The organism is Fictibacillus phosphorivorans (assembly GCF_023715845.1).
GTDB classification, from domain to species: domain Bacteria; phylum Bacillota; class Bacilli; order Bacillales; family Fictibacillaceae; genus Fictibacillus; species Fictibacillus phosphorivorans_D.
The window spans coordinates 36,835-51,237 of record NZ_JAMBOR010000003.1 but is presented as its reverse complement, the minus strand read 5'-3'; the positions used below and the strand labels follow the sequence as shown (position 1 = coordinate 51,237).

The window sequence follows — 14,403 nt, the reverse complement described above, 5'->3', positions numbered from 1 at the left end:
ATGGCATAATCTGAAGGAAAAAATGTCTCTCTATTCTTAGGAGTTGTCTTTGGAGCGGATAATGGTAAGAACAAGCATTGAAAAACCAATCATGAGTGACATAGCTTCAAATACCGTCATCCCAATCCCTCCTTTTTATAATGGCGAAGTCTCTTACAAGATTAGAGAAGGAAAAGTATTGTATGTTTTCCATTTTATCCCGAATTCAAGGTTAGTACAAGAATCTTAATAACTATTTCTAATGATTCGATTTAGGTCAATAGGTTTATTTTACTAATATTATTATATGCGTTTTTGGTAGGTTATTTTACTTTCTATCATAAACGGGTAAAAATACCTATAATTAATACAATTTCATTTATAAAGCAGGAACAGCTAAAAACAGAGTCAGAAGGAAAATGAACACACCAAGTAAAATCATTAAACATTTTCTAGTCATTTTTCAGTCCCCCTTATTTACTTCAATGTATAAAAAAATGGGGACTTCATGACAGGTATTTTAGGATAATTTTTGAGGAGGAAAAAGGTTGGATACGTCTTATGTATGGTACGTAAGTTATGGATCAAATTTAATGGAGCATCGTTTTTTATGTTACATCCTTGGCGATCAGCCTGAAGGTTCTACGCAAAAAGAAAGAGGCTGCCGGAATCCGGCCATGCCTTTAAAAAACGGGAAAGCGGTCTTGCCGTTCCCTCTTTACTTTGCAAGAGAACGAACAAAGTGGGGCGAAGGCGGAGTAGCCTTTATCGGTCACGAAAAAAATGAGAAATACAAAACATATGGAAGAAAATATTTGGTCACCGTTGAACAATTCATGGATGTGACAGCACAAGAAAACAGCTGTGATGAGATCGAAGCAGATCTAGAGGAAGTCATCAAAAAGGGATACATTCATTTTGGTTCTGGGTGGTACAGCAGGATGGTCTATCTTGGGGAGGAGGAAGGCTATCCGATGGTCACGTTTACTTGTAATCTGGATATGCATGAGCAAGACCTCAATCCCCCTCCCGCTACTTATCTAACAACAATCGCGAAGGGACTTAGTCAGATTGGTTTGACTTGTGAAGAGGCTGTAAACTATTTTGCTGAAACGCCAGGTATTTCAGGGAAAATGAAGGAAGAGGAGATCGAACGTATTATTTGCTCACATTTTTAACATGCCAAAAGTTATATACGGCAGCCGTCAATCAAACAAATTACCGTTAAAAGGGATGGATCTAGGTCGACCGTTATATGACTTATGGAACTTTTAATCGCTATGTTTAGGTGAGATAATAAAGTCCCCTATACATAGAGAGGTGCTTTTAATAAAAGCACCTCTTTTTTTTGTAAAAAACTCCGAACTCCTCTATGTGTTCATCTTAATTTCTTTAATAGCGATGATACCCGCAGAACAGTTGAATTGTTCAGCAATTAGATTCCTGACTTGATCATGGAGATTAGATTTTCCAGGGTTGATATCCACAATAACAATGTTACCTTGAGTAACTTTTTCCTGGCCATGGCTGAGTTCAAAATCTACGAGAAGTTTAGCCATATAAATCTCTCCTTTTTTTTACATTTTTTTACGTTTACGAAAGGGGCTCTATTTACTTGAAGGACTCCTATTTCGATAGGATGTGATCTTCTCGCGTTCAAAACATCTCTAAGAAGTTTTTACATAAAAATCCACTTATTGATTCATTCGACATATTTCTGAAAATTCTGTCTGTTTATTGAAAAATCAGGCGAAAAGTATCGCAGCTTGTTCGTGAATTGTATTTTTATAACTTTGTTCATAGGACAATCTGGGCATGTATTAAGCCCTTGGTACAGCGATCAAAGTAAAAGATTGGGCATCGGGAAAATACCATATTACAAAATTTAAACGAAAAAAGAGGATAAAAATAGACTTCTTGTATTACAACCGTCTCAATAAAATTAAGCCTAATAGGACACTTGTCTCTGTCAAAATATAGGGTTGGACATATGGTGTAGAGAAAGGCAAAAACAAGCTGGGAGGTTTACCCGTTGTCATACCAAATTTACCACCTATGCCGCCGTTATCTTGGCAGATCGGTCTATATCGACTGCCATTGCGGAACAAGGTATCACGGTGTCCTAAAGCATGTAGATGAGAAAAAGGCCTACATTCTTCCGTATAGTACAAACCCACAGGATCAGGGAAGTGACCGAGTTTTCTTTGCTCCTGCACTGGTCGGTTTAGCACTTGGAACAATCGCAGGATTAGCATTGGCACCACGCCCTTTTCCGGTCTACCCTGTGTATCCGCCGTATCCGCCTTACCCATATTATTAATAGGTGAAAAGGAGCTGTCCTTCATTTGGCAGCTCTTTTTTTATTTTAGAATCTCGCAAAAGGTGTTCATCCTGAGATATTTACGATACGGATTTCTTATCGTTTTTTAAGCAGGATGCAGGAAAATAAACAGGATAGATGGAAAGTTACGTATACACAAAATGGATGCGAATAAAATTTAACACACCTTAAAGAATTTATACGAGGGGGTTTGGGAATGAAGCTTGCATTTTTGTTTCATCCGGTAAAAGATCTACAGGAATCACAAAGGTACTATGAGGGCCTCGGTATGACAGAAGCTTGGCGGGAAGGCGATCAAGTCATGGGGTTGGCTATGCCAGACTGTGAAGTTCAGTTAATGATTGAAGAAGATGAGCTTGAACTTGGACCAGGTGGGGTATTTGAAGTGGACAGTGTTGATCAATTCTATGATGAAAACGAAACGAGACTCCATTTTATTAAACCGCCTTGCAGCATTCCTCCAGGAAGGTATGCCATCTATAAAGATGAAGCTGGCAACCCGATTCGGATCATTGATTTTACGAATAAAGATTAATAGGAAAAACACGCCAGGTTGTATCTTATCTCTGGCGTGTTTTTTTTTGAAGAAAGTTTAATATAGATGAGAATTAAGCTCATCATGTAAAGCAGGATCATGCAGATCCCCTGCATAATTCAATAAACTTTCTCCTTCATAATAATAAGGCTCTACATCTTCGAGCCAACTTCGATATTCCTGATAATCATGATTGAAATTACCGGAGTAGAAGCGGTGTGCCACTTCATTCGTCAAAGTATCAATAATCACGATACCCCTATATGTATGACAGTCAGGTTCGTCATAATCACATGCTATATAATAAGCCATTGTAAAACGCTCCTTACATAATCGGTCTACACATAATGTTGCAATAATATCGTGGTTTTTTCATTCATTATTTTTCTCTTCTCTCATAAAGATTAAACGATAAGCCATCAATATTTTACAAAGTGTTTAAACAGAATTCACATGGCTTTTGTACAGTAAAAAAAGAGACAGATTGAAAAGAGGGAATGGGAGAATGAAAACATATTTTATGATTCAAGAAAAAATTAATCCTGCATGGATTCAAGAGATGGTGACAAAAGCAAATGAATTTGAACGCTGCCAGATCTATCTCGAATGCAATAAACTTCGAATTAACGCAAAAAGTCAGCTGAGTATGAGTCTATTAAATGGGATGCAAGGTATTTGCTGTGTTTCTGCACAAGGAGAAGATTGCCGTACGGCTGTAGATGAGCTGAGAAGTTTAGGGACGAAAGGGTTAAATTAACTAACACAGCATTTAAATAGTCAAAGGCTGGCTCTGTTGGAAGCGTCCTTCCGAGCCAGCCTTCATTATTTTTTATCTTTGCCACCTCTACTTGTTTGGACTAGTTTTTGCAAAAGGACTTCTTTCACGGCGGAACGTGCTTGATCTGCATCCTTATGTTCTTCTTTTGCTTTTTGTTCAATAGCTTTAATATCACTTGAATTGTGATGACTCAAAATATGGTCCACCTTTCTGCTGCCTGGTAATAGGTTATTTCTGCAAAGAGATGAACAGGGCCCTATTCCTCTAAAAGGAGAAATTATAATAAATCTATTCATTAAGATGCCGGATTATGTTAATTAAATGATTAAGCAAATTCAGAAACTTTAGATTAATCCCTTGCAATATGATCTCAAGCGTCTAAAATGGATAATTGAAATGACGCAAAAAGGAAAAGAAGGGATCATGTTTGTTTAAAGTAGTTTTGTTTTCTTGCGGAGCTTTTTTACAAGGTCTTGCAATGGCTTTATTTTTATTTCCACATGCTGTTCCTTCAGGTGGAGTAGCTGGAATCGCGATCTTAAACAATTATTTTTTTCAGGTTCCTCTTGGCCTGACACTTTGGATTATTAACTTTGGCTTACTGCTTTTAGCAGTAAAGAAACTAGGAAAACAAACGGCATTATGGACGATCTATTGTGTGGCTGTTACTTCCATAACGGTTGATTGGCTGGGGTCTTTGATCCACCATCCTATCAATAATATGTTTGTTGATGTGATTTACGGTGCTCTAATTTTTGGATTAGGAGTAGGAATTCTATTCCGTTATGGTGCTTCATCAGGGGGAATGGATATTCTGGCGCTGATTATTTCGAAGTGGACGGGAAAAAAGCCGGGTCTATTATTATTTTGGATGAACAGCACTGTATTGATCTTCACTGCTTTAACGGTTGGGGCCTCTATTATTTTGTTTGCTGTCATGTGCCAGTGGATAAGTACAAAGATTATTGATTACGTGAGAACGGCACAATTCCATAAAAAAGCGAAGCAATATATGTAAAAAAGGGGTCCGGTATAAAAACCGGACCCCTTTTTAAGCGAACAATTAGCAACAATCTTTGCCTTTGTGCGCCCATGTCGTACCAACAATTATGAGAAGGATGAATAGAACTACTATGATCGCAAAACTCTTGCCATAACCTCCGCCACCACAATAACCATATCCGCCACCATACATTGGTGCGTTTGCTAATGAAGCATTTAGTGAAGCATTTACCGGTGAATTTGCATACATTCTAAAACTCCTCCTTACGATTTGTACTTCGACTTCGATACAGTATATGTGATAGGTGATAAGCGTGTATGGACAAAAGTTTATATTTTTAGGAATTAGGCGTTGTAATATTTTGGACAAAAAAATATGTTACGTCTTCCGTGAAATGGGGTAACTTACTTTCAAGGAGGCGTTATATATGCAAACTGCAACCCAAACACAAATGAAAAAAACGAGCAGATTATTGAAAACTCAATCATGGGCTTTAATCGGACTTGGTACAGGTGCATTAGTTTGGCTCTCTTTTAAACCAAATCGTATAAAAACAAAAATGAAAATAAAAGACTTAAAACGAAGAGTGCGTCCGGACCATATTGAACAGACACAGCTGCCAATCAATAAAGCTGGTCACCCAGACCCGATGGATGTCGATGATAATAAGATGGTAGAAGAAGGAGCCATGTACTCTGTAAACTATTATAATGACCGCAAGCAATAAAAGGACGGGGGGATACCCGTCCTTTTTCATGCTTTTAAATTTGTAAAAATATAGAAGAATTCGGCTGATTCCTGCATAATCTGTAGGAAAAAATAAGTCATTATGACGATTAGCCGTGTAAAAAATTGTCCGGATTTGTAACATTACTTCTTCTTTTGTGGAAAGTATTTTCAAGTCAGCAAAAAGCCGTCATAATAAGCGAGAAGTATTAAAATGACAAAAGAGGAGCCGATTTTCGTGGAGAAAAATGAATGGAATAACTCTCTTCTACTGGAATGCATAAAAGAAAAAAAAGAAAAGCTGATTGAAGTTGCAGACCACAAGGGCCTTACCAGCAAAGAAACCGTAAAATGCAGTCAGGAATTAGATGTTCTATTAAATTTAGTCCAAAGGCAAGTCTCTCTTTAATCACCTTTTATTGAAGATGAGTTCATCTGTTAATTGATCGATACGAAGTAAAATGGCCTTTTTTGTTACTAAAGGATAATTACAGTGAAATTCCGATAACAATTCTCTAATCTCCTGAATAAGGGTAATTTCTTGTTCGGGATTCACTTTTAATGATTCAGATTTTGATTTAAATGGAATCACGTTGTCCTTCACGATAACACCCCATTTTATATATTTAGTTGGATACTACTTCCATATGAGGATGCAAATCCCTTCTAAAAGTCGAAATGTTTCCTTTCTACAGCAGAATATGACAATATCATTTTATAAGTAAAAAAATAGTAGAAATGGAGGCAATGAAACAGATGACAGCGATTAAAACGTTGCAGGATACTACCGTCTTGCAAAATGGAGTAAAGATGCCTTGGTTTGGCCTTGGAGTATTTAAAGTAGAAGAAGGGCAGGAAGTTATTAATTCTGTAAAGTGGGCAATCGAAGCTGGCTATAAGAGTATTGATACAGCAGCGATCTACAAAAACGAAGAGGGCGTTGGACAAGCCATCAAAGAAGCTGGAGTTCCACGAGAAGAACTGTTTATTACAACAAAAGTGTGGAACAAGGATCAAGGTTATGAGAGTACCCTTGCTGCTTTTGAGACAAGCATGGAAAAGCTCGGCCTTGAATATCTAGATCTTTATCTCGTTCATTGGCCGGTAAAAGGAAAATACAAAGAAACATGGCGTGCATTAGAAAAGTTATATAAAGACGGAAAAGTAAAGGCGATTGGTGTATCTAATTTCAAGGTACATCACTTAGAAGACATCCTGGCTGATTGTGAGATCAAGCCAATGGTGAACCAGGTCGAATACCATCCGCGTCTTGCACAAAAAGAACTTCTTCTGTTCTGTAAAGACAATAACATCCAAATGGAAGCATGGAGTCCGCTTATGCAAGGTGAATTGCTGGATGAGCCGACACTTGTGGAGCTTGCTGAGAAATACGGTAAATCAGTGGCACAGATCATCCTTCGCTGGGATCTTCAAAACGGCGTTGTCACGATTCCGAAATCAGTAAAAAAACATCGCATCATTGAAAATGCAGATATCTTTGACTTTGAGTTGTCCCTTGAAGATATGGCAAAAATCGATGCATTAAATGAAGACCGCCGCATCGGCCCAGACCCTGATAATTTCGACTTCTAAATGGGGTCTGACCCCAAACAAATACAAAAACACTCTTTTTGTCCACGTGGAAAATACATTCACGTGGACTTTTTGATATCCTTGAACCTGTCTGTTTTTGCTTTCCCAATAAGGGTAAAGCTAAGTAGAAGGGTTTATTGAATATAAATGACGCTTATAAAATAAACGTTTATATCGAGATAAAATATAGTTACTTGACAAAAGTAAGTTATCTTACATATACTTAACTTACAAAAAATAAGTATAATTATTGAAGGGATGTTATTAGTTTGGACATGCATACAGATGGAATTCATCATATAACAGCAATTGTGGGAAATCCTCAAGAAAATATAGATTTTTATGCGGGTATTCTAGGACTTAGGTTAGTCAAAAAAACGGTGAACTTTGATGATCCTGGAACGTATCACCTTTATTTCGGTGATGAAGGCGGAAAGCCTGGAACCATTATGACCTTCTTTCCTTGGCCAGATGCCTACCGCGGCAGAATTGGCAGCGGACAGGTAGGTACAACATCCTTTGTTGTACCTGAAGGAGCTCTTCCATTTTGGGAAGAAAGACTGCTTCATTTTCAAATCGAATATAAGAAAACAGTTCGTTTTCAAGAAGAATACCTTGCATTCACCGATCCTCATGGTCTGCAGCTCGAAATTGTTGCGAGAAGTGCAGGGGAGGACAGCACATTTGCGTTTGGTAATATAAACACGGAACATGCCATCAAGGGATTTGGTGGTGCTGTATTATTATCTGCGGCGCGTCATAAGACAGAAAGAGTATTAACAGAAGTCATGGGTCTTGAAAAGATCGGACAAGATGGAGATTATCTGCGCTTCAAAGCTAGAGGTGATCTTGGGGATGTAATGGATATAAAATTATCACCAGAACCTAGAGGGGTGAGCGGGGTAGGAACCGTTCACCATATTGCATGGCGAGCAAGCAGTTTTGAAGAGCATGAAATGTGGCAAAACCACGTAAAAGAACATGCTTTTCAAGTAACGGAGATTATCGACCGTCAATATTTTAATGCTATCTATTTTAGGGAAGAAGGTCACATCCTTTTTGAGATCGCAACCGATCCACCTGGATTTACCCGAGATGAGACAGAAGAGGAACTGGGAAAAAACTTGCTTCTGCCGCCCTGGCTTGAACCGCATCGGGATCAACTGGAAAGACAGCTGCAGCCTATTGAAGCGAGAATTTTAGAGGAGGACAAATAAATGAAACATTTGTTTAAAAAAGGTACGGATGAAAGAAAACCGGTACTTCTCTTATTGCATGGTACTGGAGGAAATGAGGAGGATTTATTACCTCTGGCAAATATGGTTTCCCCGGATTCTGACGTTTTGAGTGTTAGGGGAAATGTTTCAGAAAATGGTATGCCTCGGTTCTTTCGTCGATTAGCAGAAGGTGTCTTTGACGAAGAAGATCTAATCTTCCGTACAAAAGAACTTAACGATTTTATTGATGAATCTGCAACGAACTATCAGTTTGATAGAAACAATGTGGTTGCAGTCGGATATTCTAACGGTGCTAATATAGCAGGAAGTCTAATCTTTCATTATGAAAATGCAATAAAAGGTGCTATCCTTCATCATCCAATGGTCCCAAGAAGAGGGGTAGAACTGCCTGATCTTAAACAACTTCCTGTATTTATAGGAGCAGGTATGAATGATCCAATCTGTCCGGCAGCAGAAACAGAAGAACTTGAGAAATTGCTATCGAAAGCTGGTGCACAGGTAGAAGTTAAATGGGAGAACATGGGCCATCAGCTCACTCGAGCAGAAGTAGAAGCTGCAGCAGAATGGTTCAACAAAAATTTTAATGAATGAGGTGGCAGAATGAAATCTATCGATCCTAACGATCTTTCAATCAAAGAGAACTATAAATTTTTGACAGGGAGTATCATTCCTCGGCCAATTGCTTTTGTAACTACTCTATCAACTGATGGTGTTCTAAATGCTGCGCCATTCAGTTATTTTAATGCCCTTACTTCTAATCCGCCTCTGATCGCAATTTCTATTGGCAGAAAGAATGGCATTCAAAAAGATACATCTCGAAACGCAGAGGCATTAGGAGAGTTTGTGGTTCATATTCCAGATGAATCGTATATAGAAGCGGTAAACCTCACTGCTGCGAATTTGAGTCCTGATGAAAGTGAAGTGGATCTAGCAAAATTAACCCCCGTGGATTCCGTTAAAATAAAGGTTCCAGGTCTAGCAGAAGCAAAAATTCGAATGGAATGTGTGGTTGAACAAATTTTACCCCTTGGCGGCACACCCGACCAGCCGGCTACCGACCTACTAATCGGAAAAGTAGTCCACTATCATATTGCAGAAGACTTATATAGCAGTGGTAGAATTGATGCTGAGAAACTGCGTCCTGTTGGAAGACTTGCAGGAACTAATTATGTAAAGCTTGGAGAAACATTATCCCTAGAACGGCCAGAATAATAAACAGAAGTCTCTCTCCTTTTAAAGGGGGAGTTTTTTTTGTCAAAAATCGACAAGTCAGGTTTTGTAAGCAGTTAATATGTCCTTAGATATATAACTTTTAGAATAATAAACCGTTTACTATTTTGGGTAATATAGATCGTTTTACCCGAAATATTGATAGGCAATGTGTAGGGAGGAATTTGAACAATATCATGTTGAGAATTGATATCACTTGGGTCTACCAAATAATAAGTGAAAGAATTTGGTAGATAACTAGAAGAAATGTAACAGGAAATAAGGGACATAATTCACATTTTTTTACATAGAATTCTTATTTTACTAAAATAAGGTCGATTGTCTTATGAAAATAGACTGTATTTTTCCGAATAATTAGACAACTTAATAATTTTATTGTCCATAAGTCACAAAAACGCGAATATCGACTCAGACAAAGGATTTATTTTCCATTCGACAAAAGATTATTCGACATATTTATACATAAATTTACAGAACTTATGCTTTATTCTTTTAATAGCAACAAAGAATTACTAGATTTTCATTTAATGAAGCAGGAGGTGTGATAGGGATTACTTTTACTGGTTGGATCTGTACGACAAAAATGAACCGGGAGGGAAATGCAATTGAGTAAAAGACGAAAAAAAGTACGTTGGCTATCCGTATTTTTAGCCTTTTTAATGGTTGTTCCATTAATGTTCCCGTCTCCAGCTAATGCCGTATCGAAAGTATCAAAAGATAAACCTTCTACATCCGCTAAAAAGGCAGCTTTAGAGGGTAATAAAAGTAAGATCTCCAATAAGCTAAGTGAACAATTCAGCAAAAAGGATAAAGTTACTTTCCTTATCAAATTCAAAGAACAAGTGGACACGGCAGCGGTAGCAAAAAAAGCTGTAAAAGAAGCTAAATCTCAAAAGCTAACTGCGAATCAATCCAAATTAATGAAGCGTTCTTCAGTAGTATCCTCTCTTCGTGCAAAAGCACTAGAAACTCAACAAAACATAAAAACATACTTAGAAAAACAACAGAAAGCTGGAAAAGCATCTGGTATCCAATCTTTTTATGTTGTTAACGGTATGGCAGTAACAGCTACAAAAGATGTTATGGAAGAAATCGCAGCTTTCCCTGAAGTTGAGAAAGTTCTTCCTAACGAAACAAGACAGCTTATTCAGCCAGTAAGTTCAGTGAAACTTCCTGAAGCTCAAAAACAAAAATCTGCCTTACAGGTACAGCCGAAAAATGAAACATCATCCATAGAGTGGAATATCGAACGAGTGGGAGCTCCTGCCGTTTGGGATATGGGAATAGATGGCGCTGGAACTGTTGTTGCATCCATTGATACGGGTGTACAGTGGAATCACCCAGCCCTGAAAGAGAAGTATCGCGGATTTGATCCGGCTAACCCTGATGCTGCAAACCATGAATACAACTGGTTTGACGCTGTTGGCGGACAATCAGCACCATACGATGATCTTGGTCATGGTTCACACGTAACAGGTACTATGGTAGGTTCAGAACCTAATGGAGCGAATCAAATCGGTGTTGCGCCGGGTGCAAAATGGATTGCTGTTAAAGCGTTCTCTGCAAACGGTGGAACAGATGTTGATCTACTTGAAGCAGGTGAATGGATCCTAGCTCCAAAAGATGCAGCTGGAAATCCTCACCCTGAAAAAGCACCAGACGTTGTTAACAACTCATGGGGCGGTGGTCCTGGACTAGATGAGTGGTACAGAGAGATGGTTGCAGCATGGCGTGCAGCTGAAATTTTCCCTGAATTCTCAGCGGGTAACACTACAATTTTCAACCCAGGTGGTCCTGGATCTGTAGCGACACCTGCGAACTATCCTGAATCATTTGCAACAGGGGCAACAGATATTAATGACAGATTAGCGAGTTTCTCCCTTCAAGGACCATCTCCATACGATGAAACGAAGCCTGAAATCTCTGCTCCAGGCGTAAATATTCGTTCTTCTGTTCCTGGAAGCGCCTATGAAGGCGGATGGAATGGTACATCTATGGCGGGACCTCATGTTTCAGCCGTAGCAGCATTACTTCGTCAAGCGGATGCAAGCTTAACGGTAGAAGAAATGGAAGAAATCTTGATGTCAACTGCAACTCCTTTAACAGATGCAACGTTCCCTGAATCGCCTAACAATGGCTATGGACATGGGCTTGTAAATGCATTTACAGCTGTATCATCCGTAGTAACTGGTTTAGGAAGAATTGAAGGAACTGTAACGAAAGAGGGTGAGGACTCAGAAGCTCCTTCCATCACACATGAAGGACCAAGTGAGTCTTACAAAGCGATGCCTTTAACTCTTGAGGCACAAGCATCTGATAATATCAGTGTAACTTCTGTTCAATTAAGCTACCAAAATGAAGATGGCAGCTGGAGCCAAGTAGCAGCTGAACGTACGAGTGGAGACTTTAAGTCTGGTACGTATACAGCAACTCTTCCAGGTCAGGCCTTAACTGGTGATCAGGTTGTTTATAAGTGGGTCGCAAACGACTTCGGTGGAAATGAAGTTTCTACAGATAACTACACTGTAGCACTTCTGGACGGAATCTCAGTAGGATATGAAGAAGATTTCGAAGCCAACGCGACTGGTTGGACCTCTTATGGCCCGAACAACAGCTGGGAGCAAGGTGTTCCAACAAGTGGACCAGGAGCAGCATATTCTGGTGAAAAAGTATATGCAACGAACCTTGCTGGAAATTATGGCAGCAGTGCTAACATGACTCTAGTGATGCCTCCAGTGGATCTGCCTGCAGGCAACAGTTACCTTCAGTTCAAACAATGGCATGAACTAGAACGCAACTATGATTATGGACATGTTTTTGTTTCTACTGATATGGAAAACTGGACACAAAAACTGCGTGTTAACGATACTTCCGGAGGATGGATTGATGGCGAAGTAGACTTAAGCGAATATGCTGGTGAGCGCGTATATGTAGCATTCAATGTTACAACAGATGGCTCAGTAGTAAAAGCTGGCTGGTATTTGGATGATGTGAAACTTGTTGATCAACCTTTAGCACCTGCTCAAAAAGCAAAATTAGGTAAAGGTTCCATCGACAAAGCTCCATCTTTAGAAGCGAAGCCAAAAGTTGATCCAGCAAAAATCACACCATTGAAACCTTCAAAAGAAAAAGAAGCATCTAAGGACAATGAGGCAACACCTGTGGCCCTTCCTATGAGAGCACAAGTAAGTGTGCTTGAAACTGGAAGATCTGTATACACAAATCCTCAAGATGGATCATACGGTTTAACACATTCAGCAGGAACTTACACAGTAATGGCTGAAGCTTATGGATTCCGTTCAGCTACACAAACTGTAAATGTTGAAACAGATGGAACAGCTGTTGCGAACTTTACGCTAGAAGAAGTTCCAACAGGTACTGTTTCAGGTACAGTAACTAATGAAGTTACAGGAGCGCCGGTTGTTGGAGCTACTGTAATGGTAATGGAAGATGCTGCTGTTGCACCTGTACAAACAGATGCGAATGGATCGTACACGCTAGAAGCTTATGAAGGAGAGTACACACTTAAAGTGGTCGCTCCATCTTACTATAGTGACGAAGCTTCTATTACGATCAATGGTGGAGAAAATGTAGAACAAAACATTGAATTAAAACCATTCATTGGTTATCCAGGCGAGATCGGCTATGATGATGGAACGGCTGAAAACGCACGTGCATTCTATGATGCAGGAAATGGATGGGCAGTGAAAATGTCCCTTGCAGAAGGAAATGAAAAAGCAGCTGTAACGGGTGGATTGTTCCGATTCTGGGATACAGAATGGCCAGTACCAGGTGGAACTGATTTCCAAGTTGCGGTATACGATGCAACTGGTCCTGATGGAGCTCCTGGTAAAAAGGTCGCAGGTCCGTTTGATGCAACTGCACTTCGTAACGGTGAATGGACACATGTTGACTTAAGTGAGCATGGCATCATGGTAGAAGGTGATTTCTATATGGTGTATATTCAAAGTCATCCAAATCCAAACACACCAGGTCTTGGTACAGACGAAAACGGTAAATGGTCTGGCCGAAGCTATCAGTTGGTCGGAGGAGCATGGTCTCCATCTCCTGAGGATGAAGGAAACTACATGATCCGTGCAGTAGTTAACTACGAGGTAACAGCACCTGTTATCACGTCTCCAGCAGATGGATCGTTTACAAATGAAGAAAACGTAACAGTAACTGGTACAGCTGCTCCAACAACAAACGTTGAGATTTATAACGATGGAGAAAAAGTGGCAACTGTAGATGCTACAGATCAAGGAACGTTCTCTGCAGATATCACACTTGAAGATGGAGCAAATACCCTGACTGCAAAAGTCGTTACAGAGCAAGGTTCTACTGATGAGTCTGCACCAGTAACGATTACGCTTGATCAGACAAAACCAAAAGTGACGATCACATCACCTGAAAACAACTCAAAAACAACTCGTGAGTCTGTAACAGTTACAGGTAAAGTTGATGAGTCGAACCTTGACTGGGTTAAAGTAAACGGTCAAAAGGCGAATGTTGATGCAGAAGGCAACTATAGCCACCGTATGCTTCTAGAAGAAGGAGAAAATACGATCAAAGTGGTGGCACTTGATAAAGCCGGAAACCGTCATTCGAAGACCGTTACCGTGTACGCGAAGTTTGAAGCACCAGTGGTTGAAAATTTAAAGCCAGATACAGACAAAGAGCTGAAGAGCGGTGAGTCTGTTAAGATTGAGTTCGATAGTGAGCCTGGTCTTGATGCAGTATTCGTGATCCACATGCCTCTGACAAATGCAGGAGGATTGGCGAACGCTACTGAACTTCCGATGCGTGAAACGTCTGCAGGACATTACGAAGGTTACTACACAGCTACATCAAATGTGAAAGCACCTGGAGCTGTAGTTGAAGTAATTGCTTCTGATGATTTCGGCAACGAAACTCACCAAAGAGCAGCAGGAAAACTATATATCAACGCAAAAAAATAAAAATTAAATGAAGTAAACAAAA

General features: G+C 39.5%; 18 protein-coding genes. 12 read left to right on the top strand and 6 right to left on the bottom strand.

The window, feature by feature from the left end:
* Positions 1-36 precede the first annotated feature (36 nt).
* Positions 37-120 (bottom strand): putative holin-like toxin, encoded by an 84-nt coding sequence (locus tag M3206_RS19160; protein ID WP_226536613.1) that lies wholly within the window; start codon positions 118-120, stop codon positions 37-39.
* Between the two features lie 407 nt (positions 121-527).
* Between M3206_RS19160 and M3206_RS03335 the strand changes: the two genes are divergently transcribed.
* On the top strand, positions 528-1,157 hold the full coding sequence (locus tag M3206_RS03335; RefSeq protein WP_251311090.1) for a hypothetical protein: 630 nt from the start codon (positions 528-530) through the stop codon (positions 1,155-1,157).
* A gap of 192 nt (positions 1,158-1,349) precedes the next feature.
* On the opposite strand, the gene M3206_RS03330 is transcribed toward M3206_RS03335, so the two are convergent.
* Positions 1,350-1,538, bottom strand: a complete 189-nt coding sequence (locus tag M3206_RS03330; RefSeq protein ID WP_251311089.1) for a hypothetical protein — start codon at positions 1,536-1,538, stop codon at positions 1,350-1,352.
* A 473-nt stretch (positions 1,539-2,011) separates the two neighbouring features.
* On the opposite strand from M3206_RS03330, the gene M3206_RS03325 reads away from it, so the two are divergent.
* Positions 2,012-2,299: a hypothetical protein gene (locus M3206_RS03325; RefSeq protein ID WP_251311088.1), complete on the top strand. Its 288-nt coding sequence runs from the start codon at positions 2,012-2,014 to the stop codon at positions 2,297-2,299.
* A 217-nt stretch (positions 2,300-2,516) separates the two neighbouring features.
* Positions 2,517-2,855, top strand: a complete 339-nt coding sequence (locus M3206_RS03320; protein ID WP_251311087.1) for a VOC family protein — start codon at positions 2,517-2,519, stop codon at positions 2,853-2,855.
* Between the two features lie 57 nt (positions 2,856-2,912).
* Here M3206_RS03320 and M3206_RS03315 read toward each other — a convergent pair whose 3' ends face one another.
* Positions 2,913-3,167 (bottom strand): hypothetical protein, encoded by a 255-nt coding sequence (locus tag M3206_RS03315; protein ID WP_251311086.1) that lies wholly within the window; start codon positions 3,165-3,167, stop codon positions 2,913-2,915.
* A gap of 193 nt (positions 3,168-3,360) precedes the next feature.
* On the opposite strand from M3206_RS03315, the gene M3206_RS03310 reads away from it, so the two are divergent.
* Positions 3,361-3,612 (top strand): HPr family phosphocarrier protein, encoded by a 252-nt coding sequence (locus tag M3206_RS03310; protein ID WP_251311085.1) that lies wholly within the window; start codon positions 3,361-3,363, stop codon positions 3,610-3,612.
* Between the two features lie 65 nt (positions 3,613-3,677).
* On the opposite strand, the gene M3206_RS03305 is transcribed toward M3206_RS03310, so the two are convergent.
* Positions 3,678-3,827: a hypothetical protein gene (locus M3206_RS03305; RefSeq protein ID WP_251311084.1), complete on the bottom strand. Its 150-nt coding sequence runs from the start codon at positions 3,825-3,827 to the stop codon at positions 3,678-3,680.
* A gap of 233 nt (positions 3,828-4,060) precedes the next feature.
* Here M3206_RS03305 and M3206_RS03300 point away from each other — a divergent pair, with 233 nt between their 5' ends.
* Entirely contained in the window at positions 4,061-4,651 is a 591-nt protein-coding gene (locus M3206_RS03300) for a YitT family protein (protein WP_251311083.1), read from the top strand.
* A 45-nt stretch (positions 4,652-4,696) separates the two neighbouring features.
* On the opposite strand, the gene M3206_RS03295 is transcribed toward M3206_RS03300, so the two are convergent.
* The gene (locus M3206_RS03295; RefSeq protein ID WP_251311303.1) at positions 4,697-4,828 is read right to left on the bottom strand and encodes a YjcZ family sporulation protein; all 132 of its coding nucleotides are present in this window, start codon (positions 4,826-4,828) and stop codon (positions 4,697-4,699) included.
* Between the two features lie 235 nt (positions 4,829-5,063).
* On the opposite strand from M3206_RS03295, the gene M3206_RS03290 reads away from it, so the two are divergent.
* Positions 5,064-5,363: a hypothetical protein gene (locus M3206_RS03290; protein WP_251311082.1), complete on the top strand. Its 300-nt coding sequence runs from the start codon at positions 5,064-5,066 to the stop codon at positions 5,361-5,363.
* Between the two features lie 237 nt (positions 5,364-5,600).
* Positions 5,601-5,771: a Spo0E family sporulation regulatory protein-aspartic acid phosphatase gene (locus M3206_RS03285; RefSeq protein ID WP_251311081.1), complete on the top strand. Its 171-nt coding sequence runs from the start codon at positions 5,601-5,603 to the stop codon at positions 5,769-5,771.
* On the opposite strand, the gene M3206_RS03280 is transcribed toward M3206_RS03285, so the two are convergent.
* Positions 5,772-5,966, bottom strand: a complete 195-nt coding sequence (locus M3206_RS03280) for a hypothetical protein (protein WP_251311080.1) — start codon at positions 5,964-5,966, stop codon at positions 5,772-5,774.
* A 152-nt stretch (positions 5,967-6,118) separates the two neighbouring features.
* On the opposite strand from M3206_RS03280, the gene M3206_RS03275 reads away from it, so the two are divergent.
* The 5 genes from M3206_RS03275 (at position 6,119) to M3206_RS03255 (ending at position 14,381) form a co-directional block, all read left to right on the top strand.
* Positions 6,119-6,955, top strand: coding sequence for an aldo/keto reductase (locus tag M3206_RS03275; RefSeq protein WP_251311079.1), 837 nt, complete (start codon positions 6,119-6,121; stop codon positions 6,953-6,955).
* 269 nt (positions 6,956-7,224) lie between these two features.
* Complete coding sequence (locus M3206_RS03270; RefSeq protein WP_425590701.1) at positions 7,225-8,172, top strand: ring-cleaving dioxygenase; 948 nt, start codon at positions 7,225-7,227, stop codon at positions 8,170-8,172.
* Positions 8,173-8,784: an alpha/beta hydrolase gene (locus tag M3206_RS03265; protein WP_251311078.1), complete on the top strand. Its 612-nt coding sequence runs from the start codon at positions 8,173-8,175 to the stop codon at positions 8,782-8,784.
* Positions 8,785-8,793: 9 nt separating this feature from the next.
* Positions 8,794-9,405: a flavin reductase family protein gene (locus M3206_RS03260; protein WP_251311077.1), complete on the top strand. Its 612-nt coding sequence runs from the start codon at positions 8,794-8,796 to the stop codon at positions 9,403-9,405.
* 617 nt (positions 9,406-10,022) lie between these two features.
* Positions 10,023-14,381: a S8 family peptidase gene (locus tag M3206_RS03255; protein WP_251311076.1), complete on the top strand. Its 4,359-nt coding sequence runs from the start codon at positions 10,023-10,025 to the stop codon at positions 14,379-14,381.
* Positions 14,382-14,403 lie beyond the last annotated feature (22 nt).